Source organism: Rickettsia endosymbiont of Nabis limbatus (assembly GCF_965196655.1).
Lineage (GTDB): Bacteria > Pseudomonadota > Alphaproteobacteria > Rickettsiales > Rickettsiaceae > Rickettsia.
Window position 1 is genome coordinate 71,299 of sequence record NZ_OZ239771.1, and the last position, 26,625, is coordinate 97,923.

Below are 26,625 nucleotides of genomic sequence, written 5' to 3' on the forward strand. Positions count from 1 at the left end.
TAAAATTTAATTTTTTATAAATAGGGCAAACCTTATGCAAATTTACTTATTTAGCACCATCACCCAAAACAAAGAACTTTTTAAACCTCAAGATCAGACTAATGTAAAAATGTATGTCTGCGGACCTACTGTTTATGATAACCCACATATAGGCAATAGTAGATCGGTGGTAGTATATGATTTACTCTACCGCATACTTATAGAAATATTTGAAGCTAAATCTGTAAAATATGTACGGAATATTACCGATGTAGATGACAAGATAATTGAGAGAGCAGCAACCTCAGGCATTAGCATTAATGATTTAACAGACAAAGTTACAAAAGAATTTCATACGAATATGGAATATCTATTTTGTTTACCGCCTACTATAGAACCAAAGGCTACACAGCATATTGATGTAATGATCGAAATAATAGAAAAGCTAATTAAATCTGGGCATGCATATATTGCAGATGATCATGTTTATTTTGATGTTTTATCAGCTCCTAATTATACGGAACTATCTAACCGAAAATTAGAAGATATGTTTGAGGGTGTGCGGGTAGAAAATAGTAAAACTAAAAAGCATCCGCAGGATTTCGTTTTATGGAAACCAGCGAAACCAGATGAAGATGCAAATATGAACTTCAAAAGCCCATGGGGACTAGGACGTCCCGGATGGCATATTGAGTGTTCAGCAATGAGCTATAAATATTTAGGTAAAAACTTTGATATTCATGGCGGTGGTGCTGATTTAATATTTCCGCATCATACTAACGAGATCGCACAAAGTAGATGTGCATTTCCAGATTCCAATTACGCAAAATACTGGGTTCATAATGGTTTTTTAACGGTTAACGGCGAAAAAATGAGTAAATCTCTTGGTAATTTTATTACTGTCAGGGATTTAATGGATAAACAAATTAAAGGAGAGATAATGAGATTATTTTTATTAAGTACTCATTATAGGCGTCCTCTTGATTATAACAATAAGGCTATAGAAGATGCTAAAAAAACTCTAGATTATTGGTATAGAGCTGTCCAAAATATAAACATGCGGGGGATAGATCACTTACCAAATAATTTCATGGAAGCACTACTTGACGATATGAATAGTACGCTTGCTATTAAAATAATTAACGACTATGCCAAAGCTATTTTTACAGCTACAAACGACGAAGAAAAGATATCTAATGCCTCTAATCTTATTGCTTGTGCTAATTTTATTGGATTAATGAATGAAACACCTCATGAATGGTTTAATAAAGATGTAGACAAAAATTATATAAGTAATCTTATTAATGAACGCTTAGAAGCAAAAAAGCAAAAAAATTGGCAATTAGCTGATCAAATTCGTAATAAATTATTAAATGAAAAAATTATTTTAGAAGATAAGCCTGATGGCACTACTATATGGAGGAAAGAATAAGGGCTTGTAAATTATGGAATATAGGTATATAATTTGTAGGCTTATATTTTTAAGCAAATTCACACGTAAGATAAATGTTAGTTCATTAAAATAAATAGTGAATAAGTAGACGAGGGTCAATTTCAAAAAGAGCAAAGAGAATGTAAGCCGGGGAACGGAAGCAGCTACTTAATATAGTTTCGTACCAGAGAACTTACAAAGTCGACGCAGCCAATTTTTGAAATTCTACCTTAGTATACATCTTACGGAGGTATAAACTAACAATACTCAGGAGAAATAAATGTCAAAAATACCACCAGTTAGCGTTAAAGATTTATTAGATGCCGGCGTGCATTTTGGTCATAAGACTTCACGTTGGAATCCTAAAATGGCACCTTATATATATGGTGAGCGTGATGAGGTACATATAATTGATTTAAGACAAACAGCATCTTTAATGAATGTCGCTTTAAATGCAATATATGAAACTGTAAAAAATGATGGCAAAGTATTATTTGTAAGTACAAAAATACAAGCAAGCAATATTATAGCAGAATATGCTGAAAAATGCGGACAATACTATGTAAATCATAGATGGCTTGGCGGAATGCTAACTAACTGGAAAACTATTTCAGGTTCTATAGAAAAATTAAATAAATTAGAACAAACTTTAGAAAATGAAGAAGCTTGCATCGGTTATACTAAGAAAGAAATACTTGATATGAACCGCAAGAAAGATAAATTACTTCTATCACTTGCTGGAATCAGAGAGCTACATTCTAAGCCAGATTTAATAGTAATTATCGATACTAATAAAGAACATATTGCAATTAGTGAAGCTGTAAGGCTTAATATACCTATCGTGGCTGTTGTGGATACTAATTCTAATCCTGACCATATAGATTATCCAATTCCAGGTAATGATGATGCAATAAGATCAATTAGGTTTTATTGTAGTTTATTTGCTGATGCTGCACTACAAGGTTTAGAAGAATCAATGAAAGCTTCAGGAGTCGATTTAGGTAGTATCCAAGAACATGGCGATAAAAATTTAGCTCCTAAAAATGTTTCTAAATTAAAACAAGCTAAAAAGTTCTCTAAAACAAAAAATATCAATGAAGAAGCAAATACAGAATTTGAGCAAGCATTAAGTGATGCTGATGAAGATAAAAACTAAATATTCTTGGGATTGTTATATATCATCATTGCGAGCAGCCAAAGTACTTGCGTGGCAATCTAGAAAAAATAATAAAAAATGCTAGCTCATAGTATTTTTAACTGGATTGCTTCGTCAAAACTTACAGTTTTCTCTTGCAATGACGGAAAAACCAAGCCATCCGACAAAATTGCAATTTTTTAAAAAGTATAATTAATTATAGAGATAGGTAAAATATGAGTGAAGTAAATATAAGTGCTAGTGACGTTAGAGAGCTCAGAGAAAAAACTGGTGCCGGAATGATGGATTGTAAAAAAGCCTTAATCGAGACTAAAGGCAATCTTGAAGAAGCTGTTGACTTTTTACGTAAAAAAGGTCTTGCTGCTGCTGCAAAGAAAGCTGGACGTATTGCTGCTGAAGGTTTAACAGCTTCTAAAGTTAACGGATTAACCGGAGTTGTTGTTGAAATAAATTCTGAAACCGATTTTGTCGCAAGAAATGAGCAATTCCAAAGTCTGGTTACAAATATTGCTAATCTTGCAATAAATGTTAAAGATATAGAAGAACTAAAAGCAGCTAAAATGCCAAACGGCAAATCAGTAGAAGAAGACATTGTAGAAAATATTGCTACAATAGGTGAAAACTTAACACTACGCCGTATGGAAGTACTTAAAGTATCCGAAGGAGCGATTGGCTCTTATGTACATAATGAAGTTGTACCAAACTTAGGTAAAATTTCTGTATTAGTAGGTCTACAATCAAGTGCAAAAGATACAGCAAGATTAGAAGCTTTAGCTAAGCAAATCGCTGTTCACGTGGCAGGAAATAACCCACAAAGTATAGATGATTCTGGTTTAGATCAAGCCCTTGTAGAACGAGAGAGAAAAGTATTCTTTGAGAAATCAAAAGAAGAAGGTAAGCCTGACAATATCATCGAAAAAATGGTTGAAGGAAGAATTCGTAAATTCTTTGCTGAAGTTGTACTATTACAGCAAAATTTCTTATTTGATAATAAATTAACTGTTGCTGAAGTAATCAAAAATGCTTCTAAAGAACTTGGTGCAGAAATCCAAGTTACTAAGTTTATCAGATATGAACTTGGTGAGGGTATAAAGCAGGAAGAAAAAAACTTTGCCGATGAAGTAGCAGCTGTGATAAAAGGCTAAATACTTACCTTTTTTATGCAATATCCGTTTTTATTGCATTACGTACAATGTCTTTCCCGCAGAAGTATAATAATATTTTCGCGTAAAATTGTAATATTATTAAAATCGTCATTGCGAGGAGCGAAGCGACATAGCAATCTAGAAAAATAATAAAAAATGCTATGCATTTTACTAGATTGCTTTGCCGAATTACTTTGTAATTCTTCTTGCAATGACGGGAAACATACTAATAAAGTTTATTTTTCCTTAACACTACCCTACTTCTGTGAGAATGATATAAGCGATTCATGTAACAACCCCGATTTGATTGCGTGAGCCAGGATAAGCCAAACTTTTATATTTGTATTTCTTATCACTATAGTAAACTTAGTTGAATTTTGTAACAGGCGTGAGAGTAGAACATATACTAATAGGCGAAACGATGAACAACTTGCTATATGCATTTAAATCAGTTTACTATAACTCCAGTTCACAAGCAGCATTATCATATACATCAAAAAAAATTTTTACTCCACAGTTTATAATTTATAGAAGTCAAGATTTGATCTTACAGGCACTATAAAAATTATATCTGAATATCTGATAAATTATGACTGTCAGATGAGTATTCAAGATATAAGATTTCATTGTTCTTTTCAATAGCTAATTTCTTACTATCCTTAAAAGTTTGCATAGGCGTTTTACCATAACAATATTTTCCTGAATGTGGTCGCTCATTATTGAAATGCTCTAACCAAATATCAAGATCTAATTGTAAATCATCAAGATCAGTGTAGATCTTTTTCCGCATAGCTGTATCAAAGAATTCTTGTTTCATAGTTTTATTAAAACGTTCACACATACCATTTGTTTGAGGAGAATATGCTTTAGTAATAGTATGTTCTATACCTTCGATACTTAGAAATAATTCAAAAGCATGATGCTCTATATTTCCCTTATATTCTGACCCACAATCTGTCAGAATACGAAGTATTGGTATGCCTTGAGTTTCATACCATGGTAACACGCGGTCATTAAGCATATCAGCAGCAGTTAAAGCTGTTTTATCAGTATGGGACTGTTGCGAGATGAGAGGGTAGCAGGTATAATAAAAAAATAAAAAATATGTTTATATGTCAGAGTATCAAATGCTAATGGTAAGTTTAGATGAGTTAGTAAATGCGGATCATCAATATCGTAAATTCAAAAGTTTATTCAAATTCAAAGCAGTTGAAGCTGAGTTATTAGCATTAGAATGCGAAGCTAATTATAAAGGATATGGTATAGAGAGGCTGTTTAAATGTTTGCTGCTACAATTTATGGAAGACTTATCTGATCGGGAATTAGAACGTTATTTAGCTGATAGCACAGCGGCGAAATGGTTTTGTAATTTTGCTCTTACAGAAAAGACACCTGATTATAGTGTATTTAGTAAAATACGTAAAAAAATAGGTACTAATTTACTATCAAAAATATTTACAAAATTCCGCGATCAACTACGAGTACAAGGCTATATGGGTGAAGTATTTACCTTTGTAGATGCTTCTCATTTAATCTCAAAAGCTAATCTCTGGGAGGAACGTGATAAACTAAGAGCACAAAAATATGATAAATTGAATAATGAGACTTTGCCTAAGGTTGCAAAGGATAAACAAGCCAAAATTGGCTGTAAGGGAGGGAATAAATTTTGGTATGGTTATAAAAAACATGTGAGTGTTGATATTCAATCAGGCATGATCAATAAGGTTGCAGTTACCCCTGCAAATGTTACCGATAGCAAAGGTTTTAAGCATGTTATGCCAAGTTCTGGTGCTACATATGTTGATAAAGGTTATTGTACAATCTCTACCAAGAATGCAGCAGCTAAAAAGGGAGTCCATCTTTGTGCAATAAAGAAAAATAATATGAAAGATAAGAATTTTGACCTTGATAAATATTATACGAAAATCAGAGCACCTTTCGAGATGGTATTTTCAAAAGATAATAAGCGGGTTAGATATATAGGAATTGCCAAAAATCAATTCTCCGAATTTATGAATGCCATATGTTTTAATTTAAAACGATTAGTGGTTTTAACAACTTTAATGGCTTAAAGAAATTTATTAATAAAAATTCTAACTCTGTAAACAAATCTCTATTAAATTACTACACTATTGAATAACATTTATCTCTATATTAAACAGAATTTCTTTTTTAAAATATTTATTACCTCCTTTCCTCTTATTTTACTAACGCGAGTTTCGAATTAATATAGCATAGGATTTAGCATATCAAGAGAGATGTAATAGAAGGTTTATTATCAGACATTTGATAATTTATCAGTGCTGCAACCATATGCACAAAGGCATTTGTAACTGATCTATGCCTTGAATGCTCAAACTTCCCCAATAGTTTAATTTTACTAAACACAGATTCTATTAATGCTCTTTTAAGCAATAATATTTTATCCAACATAGACATAAGTTTATTTTTCATATTTTTCTTTACCCTAGTTACCATAAAAATTCCTTGCTCTAAAAGTTGTTGAAATAATTGTTGTGAAATATAACCACGATCTCCGAATACTTTACCAAAAAGATTTTTGATCATCAGTTCCAGCTGTTTTCTATCATCCTTATTGCCAGGGCTAAAAGATGCTTTAACTATACCACCGGCTCTATTAATTATTAGATGTAGTTTAAGTCCATAGAACCAACCTTTTGTTGTCTTACTGCGTGCTGCTATGCCGGCGAACACTTTATTCATTGAAATACGGTATCTCTTACATACCTCTATACTACTTGAATCTACAAAAGAAAGGCCATCACACTGATCCAAAATAGAATTGAATATCAGTACTAATAGTGGTAAATGTGGACCTATTATTTTTATAAATTGACTATAGCTTACTAATTGAAAATCTCTTTGATGATAAATCCATATTTGCTTCAGATAATAATTCTTAAAACAATCATAAGATGACTGCCAGTAGCCTATTATAATTGTTATTACCTCACTTCTGTTAAGTCGACTTTTAGGACCAGATTTGTTGTTATGGTTAGTAATTGAATTTGTATGCTTGTCTAATTCTTGAAAAAAATCATCGACGTAACAAAATATTTCTGTAAAATCCATTATCATAGGTTATTGCTCTTAAAGTTTTTTCAATAACCTATAAACTTTTTTCTTATACTATAAATACCATATTTTAATTAGCAATTTGTATTTTGTACTCACTTTATAACAAAAACAGTATTATCAATATCCCCGTAACCCACTGTTTATCAGCTATACAGCGACTTTTTGAATACGAAACTCGCGTTAAAAGAATAATTAGGATTGAAGTTTTAGAAGGCTCTATAAGTGTACTACTTTCCCACATAATATTTTCTTATTCCTAAAACGTTTTTTTGTCAAATTAATGGAGCAGCGTTAATTAGATTTTACAAGCTGAGTGAGTAGAGGATTGATGTTGTGTAGTATCAATGGAATTAAGTGAACTGTCTACTAAATTATAATATAGTAGACAGTGCAAAAAGACCTTAATTTACTGTACACTAAATCGTAAAAACGTTATTAGTAGACTGATGTCTACTAATCGATATAATATACAATATATTAGAAGAAATATAGATGAAAGTAGTAGTGGATACTACTAGGCTCTGTCCAAATAAGTGTGGAAATTCTAAAATAGGCATTAAATTCGACCCTCAAATTTTATCAAAAAGTGAGCCATAGCCTCGCCCCAATTTTGGATAGGCATAGTCCATTTTCGCGTAATATAGTCAATTGTCAAGTATAAAGTCTTAAATACAGAGTCGTCGTTAGGAAAAACCCTTTTGTTATTAGTCACCTTGCGTAATTGGCTATTTAATCCTTCAATCGCATTGGTTGTATAAATGATACGCCTAATTACCTCTGGGTATTGTAAAAACATTATCAAATTCTGCCAATTATTTTGCCATGATTTTGCAATATGTGGGTACTGTTTGCCCCATTTCATATCAAAATCAGATAAGGCAGTAAGTGCTTCATCCTCAGTGATAGAGCTATATACTAGCTTCAAATCTGCTGAAAGTTCTTTACGATCTTTATAGCTTACATATGACAAACTATTTCTGATTTGATGTACAATGCACAGCTGATGCTCAGTTTGTGGATATACTGCAGATATCGCCTCACTCATGCCCGTTAGATTATCGCTACAAGCAATTAAGATATCTTTTAATCCCCTGTTTTTCATTTCAGTAAAATTATTTAACCAAAATTTAGCACCATCATTCTCGCTAATCCACAAGCCTAAAATATCTTTCCTTCCTGTTCAATCTACACCTAAAGCTACATATACCGCCTTATTGATAATTCTCTTATCTTGACGTACTTTAACTATAAGTGCATCAAAATATACTATAGCATATATGGCTTCCAGAGGCCTATTCTGCCAACTCCTGACCTCATCCATAACATTATCGGTAACCCGACTAATAAGGCTTTCACTGATCTCTGCACCATATAGCTCATGAATCTGAATCTTAATGTCAGAGCGGCTCATCCCTTCAGCATATAAGGATAATATCTTCTGATCTAATCCATCAATCCTAGTCTGACGTTTCGGTATTAGTACAGGAGAAAATTCAGCATTTCTATCACGTGGTACTTCAAGTTCCAATACTCCACCTTCAGTAATTAGGCTTTTTTTGCCTACACCATTTCTACTATTGTCAGTCTCTATCCTGCCATATTTGTTATAGCCAAGATGCTCATCCATCTGAGCTTTTAAGGCCCTTTCAAATATATTTTTAGTTAACTGCTTTAATATCCCGTCTTTGGCAAAAAAACTCGTTAAATCAGTATCTTTATCTATTAGCAAATCTACTGCTTGCTTTATCTTCTCTTGGTTACTGTTACTCATATTATTCCTGATAAATTATATTATTGTTAATATAACCTTTGAGAAATTTGGTGAGTAGGCCAGTAGAATTTTCTTCCCCCTAGCCTCTCTCAAAACCGTACGTAAACCTCTCAGCTTATACGGCTTCCATTAAACAACCACTCTTGTTATCCCTATTTTCCAATGTGCAAATAAATTTGGGTTATGCAACGCAATATTTTGGATATACTTTATTGCTTTAATTTTATGCCTCGTATACCGTTTATATTTTCTCATTGCCCATTTTACTAAGATCTTAGTAAAATGTTGTAAAACCCATGCCAATTCTGATATACCATACTTACCATAATAGTTAATCCAACCTACTAGTTTAGGGTTACATACCCTAGCAATATCTTCTAAGCTTGATCCACTTCTTTTATATATTTGGTAGGTTCTTATCTTTTGGCGTATTTCTTTACAAGACTGTTTGCTAATTGCTGGATTAAATCCAGTAAAAATCCTATTCTCTTTACTATTCTTTACTGTTCTAGGTCTGAAAGTGTATCCAAGAAAGTCAAAAGATATGCTTGGATAATTATCCTTCCGTCTATTATCCTTACAGTAGATTATCTTTGTCTTCTCTAAATTCATTTCAATGCCACACTCTATAAATCTTTCAACTAGCTTAGATAATATTTCTTTCGCTTGATTTTCTGTTTTACAGTGAACAAGACCATCATCTGCATATCGACACCATTCAACTTTTGGATAATTTCTTTCCATCCATTTATCAAATGCATAATGCATGAACAAATTACTTAGCATTGGACTAATTACTCCTCCTTGAGGTACACCACAACTCTTAGTAACTATTTTCCTATCTGATTTTTGCATTGCTGCTTTTAACCATCTTCCTATGTATAATTCTATCCATTTATTATTATTGTGTTTCTTCAATGCGCTCATGATAAGTGCATGCTGTATATTGTCGAATAATCCCTTGATGTCAAACTCCAGTACCCAATTATTTTTCCAGCATCTCTGCCTTGTTACCTCTATAGCTTCTAAGGCTGATTTATTTGGACGATATCCATATGAATCCTTTAAAAAGTGAGGTTCAATTTTTGGTTCAAGTTCTAACTTTACTACCATCTGAGCTATTCTATCTTCTACTGTAGGCACTCCTAAAATTCGTTGATCTCTATTTCTCTTAGGTATGGCTACAGCTTTAACAGGCTGTGGCATATAACTTCCTGAAGACATACGATTCCAGATCTTGTATAAATTCTTTTTCAAGTTTTCTTCAAAATCTTTTATCGTTTGTTGATCAACTCCTGCAGCTCCAGCATTTGCTTTTATAAGCTTGTATGCTTGCAACACTAACAGTTTCGAAATCTTAAATGGTTTCGTCATTACCTCTATCTCATCCCTTTAAAAAAAAGTTGAATATTAGTTAGACAGTTTAATTCACTTCCTTCGCTCCATCGTCATTACAACAACTTCAATACTACTACAAAGTGATCCGCCCCAGTGCACTGCTTTAGTATTCTTTATCTTGCAGTCACCCTGCTTGATATTCTACTTTTACATCAGTACGACTGGTTCCCGCAGTTCCATAAAAGAGCCTAGATTAGATTCATGCCACCTATACACCGAGTACCGCTTACCCAACATCCGAGTAGCCGATAAGCTTATCCCTAGAGAATGTGTAGCCCTAGGTTTTGATACTATTATCATTTACGACGCTTATAGTAGTTCACTCTCATTCATCTCTCTAATCCTTACTTCACCAAAAAGTTTTTTTTGATTTTCCTTAATGCTCACGACCATCGCTCTTAACCACAGCCGCTTAAGGTAGTTTGAGACCAACTCTCGATAACCGATCTCGGTGGACCTACCACCATCTCTTCTATAGCTTTGCTACGGCACACACACACTTATTTGTACAGAGCCTAGGATTGGAGTGTATCCAATACACTGGTCTCATTTGCTATCTCAATTAGCAAAACTTACGCTATGTTTGACAACCACCCCTTAAATCATGGGTTTTTATCAAAAACTTCACTATAAAATATACCTTTTCGCGAAGGGTTTTAGTATATTTGCCATAACATAGCGTAAGTCTTGCTTATTTCCTTAACTTGACGGATATGGTTCTATGAACGTTCTCACAACGGAAGCAAGAGATATAACGCTCCTAAGAATATTTGGGTTCACACCGTCCGTCTCAGCACCCATCCAATCCATGAGTGCTATCTAAGCCGCTCAAATCTGTGTGCTCATCATTATTTAAGAAATGGGAGCAAGATGCAAGTATGGCATCAACCTCTTGCCACATAACACTATAAGTATCTCTATTAGATTGTGGTAACGCTTCAGCAATAGGTATCTCGGATATATCATTTCCTTTTGTGACTACAGCTTGAGGAGACTCTAATTCATCACATTCTGTATTGTGATCATTTGACATATCGCGATCCATACTTTGCTTCGCTGTCTTCTTTAAATTGCTCAGTTGCTTTCGCAATATATCGGGTGTAAGGTGAAAATTATTAGGTACACAGGTATCTTCTGATAACTTATAGTGTTGTTTTTGCGCTGATGCAAGAGTTACAAGATTAAATTTTGAAAATCTAGATACTACATTTATTTGCTGTAGTTCATCTTGAGATAATTCTGTTTTCTGCATGGTCTCTTGTGCATCTGAATCGTCCTCTGGTGATATGCATTTTAGGTGTCTAAAAAATTTGGATTTCATTATTTCTCTTTGTTTAGTTAATAGGATTAATATGGATTATGTAATTAATAAAATTATTATAAATGATGCCAATTCATACTTTTTCCAACAAGTATATCGGTTCCGTCCTTACGTTAATCTAAAATAGCTCCTGTGTTGCCCATAGTGTCTATATTCTCATAGAGTGGTTCTTCTATACTGTGTTCTGCGTTATGCATTTGTATTGCATCTTTAGGAGTGCCTAATACTACCTGTGCGCCTGTCAAAACTGTGAGTTCTTGTAGATCAGTATTGTCATTAGGATTCGGTATACAATATTTTCTTTGTACATAATCTATTATTTTCTGAGTACAATATCCGGTTAAAAAGATTGCCGCTCCTGCAATAACCCCATAAATAAACATGTCACCATTTGAATCATCATCACTAGTAGTATTGTTGCTATAATAGTTATTCGTAACATCGATGTTATTTGTAACATCGAAACTAATACTAGGATTAGCCGTAGTATCAGTAGTATCATGATGACAGAAAGTGCGATCTATGCTTGAGATGAGTTGTTGAGATATGGATAAGATCTCTTGATGATGGTTTGCACGACAGTAATTCGCAGTGTCCGTACAAATATGGTGATATAAGCTCTCCAGCTGACTTGATATCCAATTAGACCACGATTCACTACTACCATGGCATGATACATCTGCTGTATTATTAAAAGCTATGTGTTGATACCCAAAATCTGTATTATTGTACTGTTTCAACATATTAACCATATCATTTTGATCTGAGATGAGTACGGTTCTAGGAAATGGGATTGCATCGATATGTTGCTTTGTGAGCAGGGAACAAGATTTTTCTACAAAAGAATCGAGATAATTATGGTCCTCATGCAACTCTGCCCTATGCTCCTTTATGTCATTGTATATTTCATCGTCACATCGCAATACTCTGTCTTTTGCTACGTCAGCACTATTAAATGTCTTATTGAATAGGATAAGAATAAAATTTTTCATTGATTTTCAGCATATAAATTAATAAAGCGTGCATTATATGCATAATATCTTAAATATCAAATAAATTTTTATAATAGAGCAAGAATGCACCAGTCATTGGAATATCTTACTCCGGAACAGGTGTATTTTATGTAACATGACAAGTGCAGGCCAAATCCGACATCATAGAATATATTTTGGCAATTTTCCTTTTTGTGGCCTATTTTAATCAATCACTTTCATCTGAGAGATGAAAGTGATTGATTTTATATGAAAATGCAGATTCACTTGCATTTTTACTTTTCCTATACCTCCATTCTTTCTCTACATATACTCCCATTATACTTCCGCCTATTTTGACTTTTTATTAACTAAAAATCGTTCTTCACTTTCTTGAATTATTTTCTCTATTTGCTTATTTAATTTTAGTATAAGACCTAGTAAATCTTTGCATACGTTCTTGCCTTCTTGGTCTACTGTGCGACCCTCTCTAATTATTCTATTAATGTTACGCCCTAATGCATTAATTGCATTTCTATTCTCTCTTATTTCACGCATCTCTTCACCGCTTATTTTACCTTTTTTGCTGAGGCTCCCTATTACGCGATATCTTATTTCTTGTGTTAATTTCCATCCGTTTTCTTGTGCGTATTGCTGAAGTATTTGCGCTTCATCTTCGGTAAGTCTTATTCTTTTTTCTATAATCTTTTGTACAGTTTTATTTTGTTTCTCTGTCAGTAACGGTTTGTCTGTAAGGGTTATTTGTTGTTTTAATAACTCTACTACCCCTCTATTTACTGATACGCCACAATTAGACATAGTCGCTTTTAGACTATTATGCAAATCTTCGCTTACTCTTAATTTGATCTCTTTTTTCTTACTCATTCCCTGTCTTTCTGTTGGTGTTTTTTTGTTTTGAAATTTGTATAAACAACTTTGCTCTATCTTTTGTAACGCGAGTTTCGTATTAAGATGCCTAAATTATAGTTAAGGAATTTGCCACAATCCTGATTTTTTAAGGCTTTTGGGAGATTGGATAAGTTTCATACTGTAATAATTGGAGTCAAAAAAGACAAATTGCTGAAAATTTATGCATTTTAAGCCCATTTTATAACAAAAACAGTATTATCAATATCCACCGTAACCCAGTATTTATCAGCTATACAGCGACTTTATGAATACGAAACTCGCGTTTACTATCAAAAATTATCTTTCAACGACCCCAGTATATATAGTTTAGCATCAGCTACTCTGCTATAGCTATCAATAAATACCTGAGAATAAACCTTACCTATACCCTTAAAATTTCCTACATAATATGTATCTTGGCATCCTAGATAACCTGAATGCTGTGTCTCAATCTCGCCATGGGCTTCTTTTTCGCTACGTCGTTTCTCTAGTACTTGTAACTGAGATTCAGTAAGTACAATACCATCCTGAGCCATCCTTGCTTCTAATGCTTTAAGCCTTTTATTGATATTGTTTAAATCATTACGTAACCAAATTGATCTCACTCCTCCAGGTGATACAAGTATACCGCTCTTCTTAAGCTCATTTGATACTCGAATCTGTCCATATGCTGGATATTCTATTGCCATATCCATTACTGCCTTCTCTATCGCTGGATCAACTCTATTCGCTATTATTGGCTTCTTCCGGCTAATCTCATACAACGCTTCTTCACCACCAGTTTCATACAGTTCTTTAAATCTGTAATAACTATCTCTACTATATCACATCGCTTTACATGCTGATGATATGCTACCAAGACTCTTAGCGAGTTCTAGTAATCCTAATTTTGGCTTTATTATTTTTTGATTTAAGTTCATTTCTTATCTCCATTTAATAATTATTTGACCAAAAACAAGATTTGTTACAAAAAAAGAAGAGAAGAATTAAATAGAAGAGTAAAAAGTTTACTTGAGCAAAAGAAGCAAGCCGCAAACACAACAAATTAATCTCTTAGGGTTTAATTCCCCGAAGCTCTGCTTCGTGATATACTAACGCGAGTTTCGAATTAATATAGCATAGGATTTAGCATATCAAGAGAGATGTAATAGAAGGTTTATTATCAGACATTTGATAATTTATCAGTGCTGCAACCATATGCACAAAGGCATTTGTAACTGATCTATGCCTTGAATGCTCAAACTTCCCCAATAGTTTAATTTTACTAAACACAGATTCTATTAATGCTCTTTTAAGCAATAATATTTTATCCAACATAGACATAAGTTTATTTTTCATATTTTTCTTTACCCTAGTTACCATAAAAATTCCTTGCTCTAAAAATTGTTGTGAAATATAACCACGATCTCCGAATACTTTACCAAAAAGATTTTTGATCATCAGTTCCAGCTGTTTTCTATCATCCTTATTGCCAGGGCTAAAAGATGCTTTAACTATACCACCGGCTCTATTAATTATTAGATGTAGTTTAAGTCCATAGAACCAACCTTTTGTTGTCTTACTGCGTGCTGCTATGCCGGCGAACACTTTATTCATTGAAATACGGTATCTCTTACATACCTCTATACTACTTGAATCTACAAAAGAAAGGCCATCACACTGATCCAAAATAGAATTAAATATCAGTACTAATAGTGGTAAATGTGGACCTATTATTTTTATAAATTGACTATAGCTTACTAATTGAAAATCTCTTTGATGATAAATCCATATTTGCTTCAGATAATAATTCTTAAAACAATCATAAGATGACTGCCAGTAGCCTATTATAATTGTTATTACCTCACTTCTGTTAAGTCGACTTTTAGGACCAGATTTGTTGTTATGGTTAGTAATTGAATTTGTATGCTTGTCTAATTCTTGAAAAAAATCATCGACGTAACAAAATATTTCTGTAAAATCCATTATCATAGGTTATTGCTCTTAAAGTTTTTTCAATAACCTATAAACTTTTTTCTTATACTATAAATACCATATTTTAATTAGCAATTTGTATTTTGTACTCACTTTATAACAAAAACAGTATTATCAATATCCCCGTAACCCACTGTTTATCAGCTATACAGCGACTTTTTGAATACGAAACTCGCGTATACTAGATGCATGGAAGAAAGCAGTTATATACATAAAAGTGATAATGTCACAGTACTAATATATCATTTAGTAACACCGGCAAAGTATAGAAGAGTAATATTCAAAGAGGAACTAGACGATTATTTATGTAAAATTTGTGAGGACATAGAAGCTCGTTATGAAATTAGATTTTTGGAAATAGGAGTAGATAAAGATCATGTACATTTTTTACTACAGTCAATACCAATGTATAGCCCAACAAAAATAACTCAAATCATAAAAAGTATTACATCTAAGGAAATGTTTAAGAAATATCCAAATCTTAAAGAAAAATTATGGGGAAGTGAGTTTTGGAGTAAAGGATATTTTATGAGCACAGTAGGTAAACATGGTGATGAGCGGAAATTACGTAATTATGTAAAAAATCAAGGTTCAGGCAAACCTTCTTATAAAGCATTTCAACAAAAACAGTTAAAACTTTTTGGATAGATACCTCGTAGCTCTGCTGCGAGGAGTATCATTAATCTACAAATTTTTCCTTTTCTTTCTACACAATGAATGATTACTTTCGTTAGATCTTCAATATGGATAGGTTGAAATTGTTGTAAACCTTCACCTATTAGAGGAATAAAATACGGTAATGTTGCTAAAGCCCTAAATAATGATGTACCACCATAGCAACCGTTCGCATAAATGAGAGAAGGTTGTAAAACTACCCAATCTATATTTTCTAATTTTTGTAAATATCTTTCTGTTACTTTTTTGGCTAAAGCATAAGCAGTGTTTTTTTCATCATCTATTCCAAGAGCTGAAATATGAATAATTCTTTTTACGTTAGTAATAGTGCAAGCCTTAAATAGAGCTTTTGGATCATTAACATGAACATTTTCAATATTATTAGCACGACTAGACGTTAATACATCTGAGGCATTAATAACTATATCTATTTTCTCTAATTTATTTATCCAATCTTGAGGGCTAAGAGCTGTATTAAAATCACAATGTATAATTTCTGTAGTAGGGAATTTTTTCTAGTGGATTCAATATCCCTAACGGCACATACTACTTTATAATTACTTTTTAATAATGCAGCAGTAATATATGATCAAATAAAGCCGTTAGCTCCAATTACTAATATTCTCATGTTCAATGCCAATTATCTATATCAATTTGTAATTCTTATAAGGTGGAATAAAACTTTTTACGGGATAAATATGATGAAATTTTTTCTGCATAGTTTTGTGGGATCGTTCACATATTCCATTAGTTTGAGGACTATAGGCTTTAAATAAGCTTTATTCTAGTAATTCAAAATTAGTAGATCCTTGTCAATTCTAAAGCCTTTAAAGCGTTCAAGTACTGACATACCAAGAAGAGAAACATCAAGATCACCAAGTCCGATATGTCCACTAACATTCTTAAATTCTTTACCGATTACTACACTATCTAATTTTATAGGAGCAGCTTTATTCTCACCATTAGCAGTTAGATAGGTTCTAGTATATTTTAACTGAGTTAGATCAAATCCTAATTTTTGAGCATCTTCTTTTGTTAAAGCTACATCACTTGCTCCAGTATCAACCATGAAGCTTATCTTAACATTATTCACATCAGCATCAATATAAAAATGTCCATCTCCACTACGAGCTATGATTATTTCGCCAGCTTCTGTAGACCAATTATATGATGGAATCAACACTGATGCTACTCTTTGGTAAGCATAATTTAGCTCAAATCTAAAAGCATAACCGATAATTATAACTAAAAAAACTGCTGCCCAAGCTGCTAACTGCAAGCAAAATTTACGTATTTCATTTTGACTTATAGTGCTATAAATTACACTAAATAATATTAATAACGACGCACAAAAACTTCCGATATTCTGTGGCTCTTTAAAAAACTTTGGATAGTGCTGATTGATATATTTGTATGCTAAGCCAGTTACGAATATAGTACTGCAAATTATAAATATAAGTTTTATGTATTTTCTGTCCATATTGAAAGTATAACAATTAATATAAAAAGTGGAAGTCACCTTTTATTTTTGATACTTTTTGATTTATTCTTTTCCATAAGGAGGTGCAGAAATGCACTTCTTTATAAAAAATCCCCGATATTTTCTAAAAACAACCTAGCCCTATGAGAAGCTGGTTTGTTAAAAAACTCTTGTGCCGGCTGATTTGCTAAAATCTGTCCTTGATCCATAAAAATAATACGATCAGCTATTAGTTTGGCAAATTTTAAGTGATGGGTTACTACTACCATACTCATCTGCTCTTTTAGTAAATTAATATTCTCGATCACATCCTTAATATTTTCAGGATCTAACGCTGAAGTTGGCTCATCGAACAATAAAATTTCCGGCTTCATCATTAAAGCCCTTGCTATTGCAATACGCTGCTTCTGCCCACCTGATAGATTTGCGGGATACGAGTTAAACTTCTGGCTTAGCTTAAACTTTTCAAGCAATTCCTTTGCTTTTGATATAGCTTCATCTTTTGGAATTTTTAAAACATTCACCGGTGTATAAATCAGATTATCACCCACACTTAAATGCGGAAAGAGATTAAAATTCTGAAAAACCATCCCAACTTTTAGCCGCAATTTTCTTCTATCTTTTGGCAATAGCTTTTTGCCATCTACAAGCAAAGTTCCACTAGTTGGCTCTTCTAAATTATTTAAAACACGTAACAAAGTAGTTTTACCACCTCCTGACGGACCAATTATTACAGTGGTTTCTTTAGCAGTAAAACTTAAATCTATATTTTTTATTCCGTAATTTTTGCCGTAACGCTTACAGACTTTTTCTAAAATAATCATATATTAAATTTATAACCATCATAAAGTGGCTTAGCATTATCTGGAAGTATTTTTATAATTTCATGATAATCTATAGTATGCCGCATATTTGTCAATAATATTTGCTCTGGTTTATATTTCTCTTGCCACTCTAAGACCTTATCAAGCCCTGCATGGTTTTTATTTGAAGTAAAATCCATACAATCTAAAATCCATACTTTTATATTTTGTAAAAATTTTTCTGACTCTGGCGGGAAATTAATAACATCAGGCGAATACACAAAATCACCTATCCGTAAACCTAAACTATCAATAGGACCATGATTTTGCCTAAAAAATTGTATTTCAATTGTGTTAATCTTAATCTTGTCAGAAAAATTAACTTGTTTAGTTTCAAATATCTGACCTTGTACAAATAAATCAGAATTAAATAAATAGTCAAATTTCTTATGTAAATTTGCCGCAGTACTCTCGTCTGTATAGATTTCTAGTGCCTTTTTTTCCATAAAAGAAAATATTCGTAAATCATCAATTCCATTAACGTGATCAGAATGATAATGCGTTAATATCGCACAATCAAGTTTATTTACCTTTTCTCTTATTAGTTGATGTTTAATATCAAAACCAAAATCAACTAATATTTGACTATTTTCATCGTTGATATATATTGCTGATCTAGTTCTTTTATTGTACTTTGAATCTGATAGACATACAGAGCAATCGCATCCGATAACCGGTACGCCTATAGATGCTCCGCAGCCCAGTATTGTTACTTGTAACATAAACTAATAAAATAATGTTTGAAGTTTTTTATAATTTTTGCGGCTTAAATCAAGAAATATTCTTATTTTTAAATAAAATTACTAATATTGGGCTATTTGCTTACTTTTTAAGAATAATTTCTTTTTGTTTTAATATCGCTAATTTTGCCATTATATATATTTTATACTGTATATATCTTTATATTCAACTAAAGAAAATTAAAAATGATAATGAGCGACAAAATAAATTTTGGCATAATTATAATAAATTAGTCGAAGTCGGGATAATATACAGCATATTTGGTTTGGTCTTTACTGCTCTTAAATTTACTGTTAATTTACCACGCCCTTATTGCATCCTCCATGAAGGAAGTTTTATCACTATATTAAATACTACAAGTGAAAGATGTTTATCGAGTTTTCCAAGTAGCCATACGGCACTTAGCGTTTTAGTAACGTATTTTATTTGGAATTATATTAAATTACCAGTTAAAATATTAATGATTTGTGTTGTTATATTAGTATCTTTATCTCGCATTAGTCTTGCTATGCACTATCCAAGCGACATAATTTATGGTATTATAACCGGACTTATAACAATATTAATTGGTAAGCTAATTTACCGAATTTTTAAAAATAATGTAATAAAGTGGGTGGGTCGGTTTATTCTTAGTCATTGCGAGGAAAAACTGTAAGTTTTGTACGTGTGCAATCTCAGGAGTTTTGCTTCACGAGATTGCCACGTCGCTACGGCTCCTTGCAAAGCATTGTTGCGTGGATCAAAAAACGCCCTAAGGTAGTCATACCGTGGCTTGACCACGATATCCAGAAAAGCAAATCTTAACACTAACAATTTTAGTATTTTAAGCTGGTTCCCGCTACAAGCTCGCGGGATGACAGAGGAAAAATTGATCCACGCAACAATGCCTCCTCGCAATGCCGGCGATTAAGTCATGGGACGACACACATTTGGAATAAATATATGTTACTATATCGAAAATATTTTATAAAAAATATCCTACCTCTGCTTATAGTCATTACTTTTTCAATGACTAGCTTGGTATGGATTACTCAAGTATTAAAGCTTTTATATTTATTTGACAAAGGTATAAAAGTTATGGATTTCCTGAGTTTAATAATTTTAGTCCTACCTACCTTACTATTTATTTTATTACCCATCATAACAGTTATTACAATAATTTATATTTATAATAACCTAAAAATTGAGAGACAATTAATTATATTACAAACTTCGGGAGTAGGTAACCTACAATTAGCACTACCTGCTTTATATGTAGCATTGATAGTTGCATTACTTGCTTATTACATATCTTCTACCATCATGCCTTTATCTCATATAAATTTAAAATCACGTTTAAGCTTTATAAAGAATAACTATATATCAAGTATGATTGAGGAAAAGACTTTTAACAAAATAACAAAAGATATTACTGTTTATATAGATAAAAAATCTGTAGGGAATGTTATGAAAGGAGTAATCATATTTGATAACCGCAATACTGATAACCCATCCGTAGTATTTGCAAATTCTGGAATACTTGATATATACAAGAATGATCCTATTTTTGAGCTTAGTAAGGGTAGTAGGCAAGAATATGATATAAATGGGAATATAACGCAGCTAACTTTTGATTCATTGATGATAAAGCTACAAAATGATAATCCGTTAATATCACAAAGAACAACACATAATAAAGAAGCAAATGAATATTATATTGACGAATTGCTTGCACCTCCTATTGATCTAAACCCTATGAAAAAAATTAAATTAATTGCCGAAGCCCATCAACGAATCATTTGGCCTTTATATAATTTTGTATTACCATTTTTAGCATTGGCAGTTTTCTTAAAATATCCTTATAGTAAAAAAACAACTTTCATGCCGATATTATTTGCTGCTTTATCAGTATTAATAGCTACTTCTGCTCACTTTACACTACAAAACTTTGCTTCAAAAAATTTAGCTTTTATTACTGCTTGTTACTTGAATATATTCTTTATTTTATCAATAGGATTATATTTATTTACACGTAAAAGAATATAGCTAAAATATATTATTAGTATTTTTAACTGGATCCCGCTACAAGTGAGCTAGATGACAACTGGAAAACTGTTCCACGCAATAATGTCCCCACCGCATGACACAAAGAGTGGTTTTCAAGTTATATGACTCTGTATTTCGTTATTGCCTCCTAAACAATCAACTTCGCTTTGATTAATTGGTGGTATAGCTTAATGCGATAAGGTAGTGACTTTTTTAAGAGCATAGTAAACCGCATCAAAAAAGTGCTCAAATGCAGAAGTCAAGATTTGATCTTACAGACACTATAAAAATTATATCTGAATATCTGATAAATTATGACTGTCAGATGAGTATTCAAGATATAAGATTTCATTGTTCTTTTCAATAGCTAATTTCTTACTATCCTTAAAAGTTTGCATAGGCGTTTTACCATAATAATATTTTCCTGAATGTGGTCGCTCATTATTGAAATGCTCTAACCAAATATCAAGATCTAATTGTAAATCATCAAGATCAGTGTAGATCTTTTTCCGCATAGCTGTATCAAAGAATTCTTGTTTCATAGTTTTATTAAAACGCTTATAATCATCTTCTTTATTTGTATTATCTGGGTTAACTGGGTTGTTTTGATTGCTTTGATTATTTGGATTATTGTCGATGATTTGGCTATGCCTTATCTTTTTGTAATATTCAGAATCTATAGGTTTTAATTTATTTAATTCTGTTACTGTAAATTTTTCTGCATCTGTAGAATTGCTTAATTGACACCCAATTACTGTTTTTCCCACTTCTTCTAGTCCAAATAACATCAATACTTTATCTAAATTTCCTCTCCCGATAATTTCATTATAACTTTCCGTAATAAGCCTAAAAAGTATCCCAGCATTCTTATGTACTTTCTCTTCTAACGCAGAACGTGTTGTATTAACTCGTAAATTTTTACTTTCAATAGTATAGTCTAAATTTTTTTCTTGTAATTTTTTTAGATAAGCATTTATGGCTTCTTTATCAAAAATATTTATTCCGTTATTATTACTTATCCGAAATTTATCTGAAGTATTCTCTATAGAATAAAACTCAATACGATTTTTATATTGATTTGGGAGATGAACTAGTAATTCTTGTAATACTTTATTGTATTCTTTTATATTTAATAAAGTTTTGATTCCAAACGCAGTTATTTTTTCATTGTCTGCTAAAGATAGATGCCGTATCTTATCATTATACCAGAAAATATTTGCAAAATATCTCGCATCTCCATCATCAAAATTACAATATTTTAACACTACTTTTTCAATAGTTATATTATTCCTTAAGCAGTCTGCTAAAAGTTCTCTATCTTCTTTTATTGAGGAATTATAACTAAACTCAAAAGATGTAGCAGAAATAAATTTTTCAATAGCACCAGCTGGTTTTTCTAATTTTTTATTAAACTTATTACGAAAATTATTAAATAACGCGAATAGTGAATTAATAAGAATAAAATAGAGGAGAAGAAAAGGTAGACAGGATAAGTGTTCATAGGCTATTTTCTGGATTTGAAAAATAAAGAGAATAACCTATGAAAACTGATTTTACCGCATTATTTTGTTTTGTCGATGATTTGTTTAAAGACTTTGATAGAAATACTCTAGTAATTAATAGTAGTAAAACTAAACCTGGTCCAAAAAGTTCTTTAACTAAAAGTGAAGTTTTAACCATATTAATAGGCTATTATCAATCATCGTCAGACTGCTTTAAAAACTATTATAAACACATAATTTTACCTATGCATTCTAAAGATTTTAAATTAGTTTGTTATGAACATTTTAATAAATTGATAGGAGAATATCTACCTCATTTAACAATTTTACTAAATCATTTATTTGATAAATGTAATGGTACTTCATTTGTAGATTCAACATCAATTAGCGTTTGTAAAAATTATCGAATTTATTCACATAAGGTTTTTAATGGCTTAGCTGCTCGAGGAAAAACAACAAAAGGATGGTTTTATGGATTGAAATTACATTTAATCATAAACCCAAAAGGTGGTTTAGTAAAGGCATCTTTTAGCTCAGGCAATAAAGATGATCGTAAACATTTTTCTTCTATGGTTAAAGATATTTTTGGTAAGGTGGTTGGTGATCGTGGTTATATAAGTAAAGGGTCATTTAATGATTTATTTGATAAAAATATTCAGCTTATTACACGAATTAAGAAAGGCATGAAAAATATTTTAATGCCTCTGAGTGATAAAGTACTTCTGCTAAAACGAGCTTTGGTCGAAACTGTTATCAGCAAAATAAAATTGTTAAATAAATTTGAGCATTCAAGGCATAGATCAGTTAAAAATGCCTTCTCTCACATGATCGCTTCTCTTATCAATTACCAGTTGCTTCCTATCAAACCTTCTATAGACTCTTTCCTTAATTTTTGATTCATTTTAATTCGCTATTCGCGTTAAATAAATAATTAATAACATCTTTGTTTGCTGGAGGTTTATGAGATATTGATTCAGGAGTTAATATCTTTCTAATATTAATATTTTCTATCCTAGACTGAGCTGTATCATCCTTATTTTTTTCTTTGCTAAATAAATAATTAAAATATTCTGGAAATTCGTCTATATTATTTACTGTTTTCTCTATTTCTGTTTTATGTTCTTGCTTAGGACTTCCAATAAAACTAGTCATCAATTTATACATGGCATTAACTCTAAAATATTTACCATTACAAATAAAATCATCTTTAATCTGTAAGTTGAATAAATAAATATTAACACTACTTAAAAAATTTTCATAAATAAGTAAATTTACAACAAGAATTAGAAAGGTGTCATTGCGAGGAAAGTTTGTTGTCACCTAGTTGCTTGTCCACGGGATGACAACTAGAATGCTGGATTCCTACTTTCGCAGGAATGACATATAAACGTACTAATCCTTAATAGTCTGAAGGGCTAGTTTGATTATTTTTGTGATACCAGTATTGGTATAGGTAGAGATAGGGAAAATTTCTTTACCGGTGATTTTTTGTAACTCAGTTATTTTTGCTTCTATTTCCTCATCAGTTAAAACATCGATTTTGTTAAGGCAAATAATTTGGGTTTTATCTTTTAAATAATCTGAATAAGATTCAAGTTCCGTGCGTACTATATTATAATCAGCCACAACGTCCTCACTACTGCCATCTATTAAATGAATCAGCACGTTACATCTTTCAATATGCTTTAGGCATTTATCACCCAAACCATGCCCTTGACTAGCTCCCTCTATTAAGCCTGGAATATCAGCTATAACAAACTCTTCATCATCAATATACACTACTCCAAGATTCGGCACTAAAGTAGTAAATGGATAATCGGCGATTTTAGGTTTAGCTGCCGATACCACTGATAAAAAGGTAGACTTACCGGCATTAGGAAGACCAACAAGCCCAACATCGGAAAGAAGCTTTAGGCTTAACTGAATCCACATTTCTTCAGCAAATTCTCCCTCTGTTCTACGTCTTGGTGCTTGATTGACGGATGTTTTGAAATGGCTATTGCCAAGACCACCATTTCCGCCTTTAATTATTTCAAAAGTCTGATCATCTTCAGTAAAATCATATAGTAATATATCGCTATCTTCTGCAAAAATTTGCGTACCGATCGGCACATCAAGAGTTAGAGATTTACCAGATTTACCGCTTTTATTTGAGCCTTTACCATTTTCACCACTATCTGCGATAAAATGCTGCTTATATCTATAATTTACTAGCGTATTGAGATGGTGATTGCTTCTAAAAATAATACTACCACCACGTCCGCCGTCACCACCATCAGGACCACCTCGGTCAATAAATTTTTCACGATGAAAACTAACGCAACCATTGCCGCCATTTCCACCTTTTATATATATCTTAACTTCATCAATAAAATTCATATGTTCTTTATTATATCTTGGTGTTGTTGTATTGTTGTGTCATCCCGTGGCTTGTCCACGGGATCCAGCATAAAGCGAGAGAAATCGAGCTTTTAATGTAAATCTTACTATTGTTTGTATGTTTATTTTTCTAGATTCCCGCCTTCGCGGGAATGACATAGAAGACATGTAAAAACGTTCTCTACTCTTCGCAATGACGATACGCTGTTTAAAAACACATTATATCAAAATTTATCTCTCTTTAATAGTCTTATATTCTCGATGAACTTGACCGGTATAAAGCTGCCTTGGTCTACTGATTTTTTGCTCTGGATCTTCATGCATTTCTTTCCATTGTGCCATCCAGCCTACTGTTCTTGGTGTGGCAAAAAGCACTGTGAACATCTGTGGAGGTATACCCATCGTTTTATAAATAATACCTGAATAAAAATCAACGTTTGGATATAATTTTCTCTCAATAAAATACTCATCTTTAAGAGCGATTGCTTCAAGCTCTATAGCAATTTGTAATAACGGATTATTATCTAGCTGCCCAAGTTCTTTTAACACCTCTTTGCAGGTTTCTTTAAGTACTGCCGCCCGTGGGTCATAATTTTTATATACACGATGACCAAAACCCATTAGCCTAAAATTATCATTTTTATCTTTAGCTTTAGCGATATATTTAGGAATGTTCTCTACACTGCCTATTTCTTTCAGCATATTTATCACGGCTTCATTAGCTCCGCCATGAGCAGGTCCCCAAAGCGATGCAATACCAGTGCTGACACACGCAAAAGGATTAGCCCCCGAAGAGCCAGCAATTCTAACTGTTGAAGTAGAAGCATTTTGCTCATGATCAGCATGTAAAATAAATATCTTGTTTAAGGCATTCTTTACCACCGGATTTACTTTATATTTCTCACAAGGTGTTGCAAACATCATATGCAAAAAGTTTTCGGTAAAATCTAAAGAATTATCAGGATAGACAAAGGGTTGACCTATAGAATATTTATAAGACATAGCCGCAATAGTTGGGATTTTAGCTATCATTCTAATAGCTGTAAGCTCATAATCTGCTTCTTTAAAGAAATTCAGTAAATCAGGATAAAATGCAGAAAGAGAACCAACTGCCGCAAGCATAATAGCCATAGGATGCGAAGAGCTGCAAAACGTTTGGAACAAATAATGTAATCTTTCATTAACTAACGCATGATGAGCAACCTTTTTAGTAAAATCATTATACTGCTTACTATTTGGTAATTCTCCATAAATCAATAAATATGCCACCTCTAAAAAGTCGCTTTTTTCGGCTAAATCTTTTATATCATAACCACGATGCCGCAAAATCCCTTGATCGCCATCTATATAAGTTATAGTTGATCTACACGAAGCAGTAGACATAAAACCCGGATCGTAAGTAAAGCAATCCGCTTCAGAATATACTTTACTAATATCAATTACATCCTGCCCAATACTTGCCTTTAATATAGGTAATTTGAATATTTTATCTCTAATCTTTAATTCAGCAAATTCTGTATTATTATTTTCACTGGTCATATATACCCTTAATGTTGTTATATACTAGAAGTATAAACCTACTTTAAGAAAATGAGAAATTATTTTTGTCTTTATGGGATTCTAAAGTATAGTATAAACTAAAAGCCGCAATACTTAAAAAATCATTTTTTATAATTATACCATTATACAATTTTATCTCTTGGTAAGATTTTTTATATATTTGTGTATTAACTAAACCAAGCAGATATAAAGGGACTGTTGCGAGATGAGAGGGTAGCAGGTATAATAAAAAAATAAAAAATATG

The 26,625-nt window shown here is 32.2% G+C and carries 21 protein-coding genes and 5 pseudogenes; 8 read left to right on the forward strand and 18 right to left on the reverse strand.

Going from position 1 to position 26,625, the window contains the following annotated elements:
* Positions 1–34: 34 nt before the first annotated feature.
* The 3 genes from cysS to tsf all read left to right on the forward strand — a co-directional run bounded on the left by cysS (position 35) and on the right by tsf (position 3,712).
* Positions 35–1,411 (forward strand): cysteine--tRNA ligase, encoded by a 1,377-nt coding sequence (cysS, locus tag ACOAL3_RS00365; protein WP_419235092.1) that lies wholly within the window; start codon positions 35–37, stop codon positions 1,409–1,411.
* A gap of 280 nt (positions 1,412–1,691) precedes the next feature.
* Entirely contained in the window at positions 1,692–2,567 is an 876-nt protein-coding gene (gene rpsB / locus ACOAL3_RS00370) for a 30S ribosomal protein S2 (RefSeq protein WP_419235093.1), read from the forward strand.
* A 215-nt stretch (positions 2,568–2,782) separates the two neighbouring features.
* Positions 2,783–3,712, forward strand: coding sequence for a translation elongation factor Ts (gene tsf, locus ACOAL3_RS00375; protein ID WP_419235094.1), 930 nt, complete (start codon positions 2,783–2,785; stop codon positions 3,710–3,712).
* 565 nt (positions 3,713–4,277) lie between these two features.
* Here the strand turns inward: tsf and ACOAL3_RS00380 are convergent.
* Positions 4,278–4,766, reverse strand: a pseudogene (locus tag ACOAL3_RS00380) (integrase core domain-containing protein); the annotation flags it as partial.
* Positions 4,767–4,824: 58 nt separating this feature from the next.
* Between ACOAL3_RS00380 and ACOAL3_RS00385 the strand changes: the two are divergent.
* On the forward strand, positions 4,825–5,784 hold the full coding sequence (locus tag ACOAL3_RS00385) for a transposase (protein WP_419234543.1): 960 nt from the start codon (positions 4,825–4,827) through the stop codon (positions 5,782–5,784).
* Positions 5,785–5,953: 169 nt separating this feature from the next.
* On the opposite strand, the gene ACOAL3_RS00390 is transcribed toward ACOAL3_RS00385, so the two are convergent.
* The 8 genes and pseudogenes from ACOAL3_RS00390 to ACOAL3_RS00425 form a co-directional block, all read right to left on the reverse strand.
* The gene (locus ACOAL3_RS00390) at positions 5,954–6,811 is read right to left on the reverse strand and encodes an IS982 family transposase (protein WP_419234519.1); all 858 of its coding nucleotides are present in this window, start codon (positions 6,809–6,811) and stop codon (positions 5,954–5,956) included.
* Positions 6,812–7,367: 556 nt separating this feature from the next.
* Positions 7,368–8,582 (reverse strand): annotated as a pseudogene (locus tag ACOAL3_RS00395) (IS256 family transposase).
* Between the two features lie 129 nt (positions 8,583–8,711).
* Complete coding sequence (gene ltrA, locus ACOAL3_RS00400; protein WP_419234633.1) at positions 8,712–9,956, reverse strand: group II intron reverse transcriptase/maturase; 1,245 nt, start codon at positions 9,954–9,956, stop codon at positions 8,712–8,714.
* A gap of 814 nt (positions 9,957–10,770) precedes the next feature.
* A complete protein-coding gene (locus ACOAL3_RS00405; protein ID WP_419235095.1) occupies positions 10,771–11,232 on the reverse strand; it encodes a hypothetical protein in 462 nt (153 codons plus the stop codon).
* Positions 11,233–11,414: 182 nt separating this feature from the next.
* Positions 11,415–12,293, reverse strand: a complete 879-nt coding sequence (locus tag ACOAL3_RS00410; protein ID WP_419235096.1) for a hypothetical protein — start codon at positions 12,291–12,293, stop codon at positions 11,415–11,417.
* Positions 12,294–12,623: 330 nt separating this feature from the next.
* Positions 12,624–13,157, reverse strand: a complete 534-nt coding sequence (locus tag ACOAL3_RS00415) for a hypothetical protein (protein WP_419235097.1) — start codon at positions 13,155–13,157, stop codon at positions 12,624–12,626.
* Between the two features lie 344 nt (positions 13,158–13,501).
* Positions 13,502–14,101: pseudogene (locus ACOAL3_RS00420) on the reverse strand (helix-turn-helix domain-containing protein); the annotation flags it as partial.
* Positions 14,102–14,306: 205 nt separating this feature from the next.
* Entirely contained in the window at positions 14,307–15,152 is an 846-nt protein-coding gene (locus tag ACOAL3_RS00425) for an IS982 family transposase (RefSeq protein ID WP_419235098.1), read from the reverse strand.
* Between the two features lie 192 nt (positions 15,153–15,344).
* Here ACOAL3_RS00425 and tnpA point away from each other — a divergent pair, with 192 nt between their 5' ends.
* On the forward strand, positions 15,345–15,803 hold the full coding sequence (gene tnpA / locus ACOAL3_RS00430; protein WP_419235099.1) for an IS200/IS605 family transposase: 459 nt from the start codon (positions 15,345–15,347) through the stop codon (positions 15,801–15,803).
* On the opposite strand, the gene ACOAL3_RS00435 is transcribed toward tnpA, so the two are convergent.
* From ACOAL3_RS00435 to ACOAL3_RS00455, 5 genes and pseudogenes are all read right to left on the reverse strand, one after another.
* Entirely contained in the window at positions 15,773–16,324 is a 552-nt protein-coding gene (locus tag ACOAL3_RS00435) for an NAD(P)H-binding protein (RefSeq protein ID WP_419235662.1), read from the reverse strand. The two genes, tnpA and ACOAL3_RS00435, sit on opposite strands and share 31 nt — an antisense overlap.
* A 172-nt stretch (positions 16,325–16,496) precedes the next feature.
* A pseudogene (locus ACOAL3_RS00440) lies at positions 16,497–16,600 on the reverse strand (IS481 family transposase); the annotation flags it as partial.
* Positions 16,601–16,614: 14 nt separating this feature from the next.
* Positions 16,615–17,310, reverse strand: a complete 696-nt coding sequence (locus ACOAL3_RS00445; protein ID WP_395477707.1) for a TIGR02281 family clan AA aspartic protease — start codon at positions 17,308–17,310, stop codon at positions 16,615–16,617.
* A gap of 101 nt (positions 17,311–17,411) precedes the next feature.
* Entirely contained in the window at positions 17,412–18,134 is a 723-nt protein-coding gene (locus ACOAL3_RS00450) for an amino acid ABC transporter ATP-binding protein (RefSeq protein WP_419235100.1), read from the reverse strand.
* Entirely contained in the window at positions 18,131–18,895 is a 765-nt protein-coding gene (locus tag ACOAL3_RS00455) for an MBL fold metallo-hydrolase (RefSeq protein ID WP_395476787.1), read from the reverse strand. Before ACOAL3_RS00455 ends, ACOAL3_RS00450 begins: the two co-directional genes overlap by 4 nt.
* Before the next feature lie 14 nt (positions 18,896–18,909).
* On the opposite strand from ACOAL3_RS00455, the gene ACOAL3_RS00460 reads away from it, so the two are divergent.
* Both ACOAL3_RS00460 and ACOAL3_RS00465 read left to right on the forward strand, forming a co-directional pair.
* Positions 18,910–19,569: a phosphatase PAP2 family protein gene (locus ACOAL3_RS00460; RefSeq protein ID WP_419235101.1), complete on the forward strand. Its 660-nt coding sequence runs from the start codon at positions 18,910–18,912 to the stop codon at positions 19,567–19,569.
* A 287-nt stretch (positions 19,570–19,856) separates the two neighbouring features.
* Positions 19,857–20,939 (forward strand): LptF/LptG family permease, encoded by a 1,083-nt coding sequence (locus ACOAL3_RS00465; RefSeq protein ID WP_419235102.1) that lies wholly within the window; start codon positions 19,857–19,859, stop codon positions 20,937–20,939.
* A 290-nt stretch (positions 20,940–21,229) separates the two neighbouring features.
* Here ACOAL3_RS00465 and ACOAL3_RS00470 read toward each other — a convergent pair.
* Positions 21,230–21,499 (reverse strand): annotated as a pseudogene (locus ACOAL3_RS00470) (integrase core domain-containing protein); the annotation flags it as partial.
* Positions 21,500–22,479: 980 nt separating this feature from the next.
* On the opposite strand from ACOAL3_RS00470, the gene ACOAL3_RS00475 reads away from it, so the two are divergent.
* Positions 22,480–23,337: an IS982 family transposase gene (locus tag ACOAL3_RS00475; RefSeq protein WP_419235103.1), complete on the forward strand. Its 858-nt coding sequence runs from the start codon at positions 22,480–22,482 to the stop codon at positions 23,335–23,337.
* Position 23,338: 1 nt separating this feature from the next.
* On the opposite strand, the gene ACOAL3_RS00480 is transcribed toward ACOAL3_RS00475, so the two are convergent.
* From ACOAL3_RS00480 to ACOAL3_RS00490, 3 genes are all read right to left on the reverse strand, one after another.
* Entirely contained in the window at positions 23,339–23,761 is a 423-nt protein-coding gene (locus ACOAL3_RS00480) for a hypothetical protein (RefSeq protein ID WP_419235104.1), read from the reverse strand.
* Positions 23,762–23,833: 72 nt separating this feature from the next.
* The gene (gene obgE, locus ACOAL3_RS00485; protein ID WP_419235105.1) at positions 23,834–24,820 is read right to left on the reverse strand and encodes a GTPase ObgE; all 987 of its coding nucleotides are present in this window, start codon (positions 24,818–24,820) and stop codon (positions 23,834–23,836) included.
* Positions 24,821–25,051: 231 nt separating this feature from the next.
* Positions 25,052–26,359, reverse strand: a complete 1,308-nt coding sequence (locus ACOAL3_RS00490; RefSeq protein ID WP_419235106.1) for a citrate synthase — start codon at positions 26,357–26,359, stop codon at positions 25,052–25,054.
* Positions 26,360–26,625 lie beyond the last annotated feature (266 nt).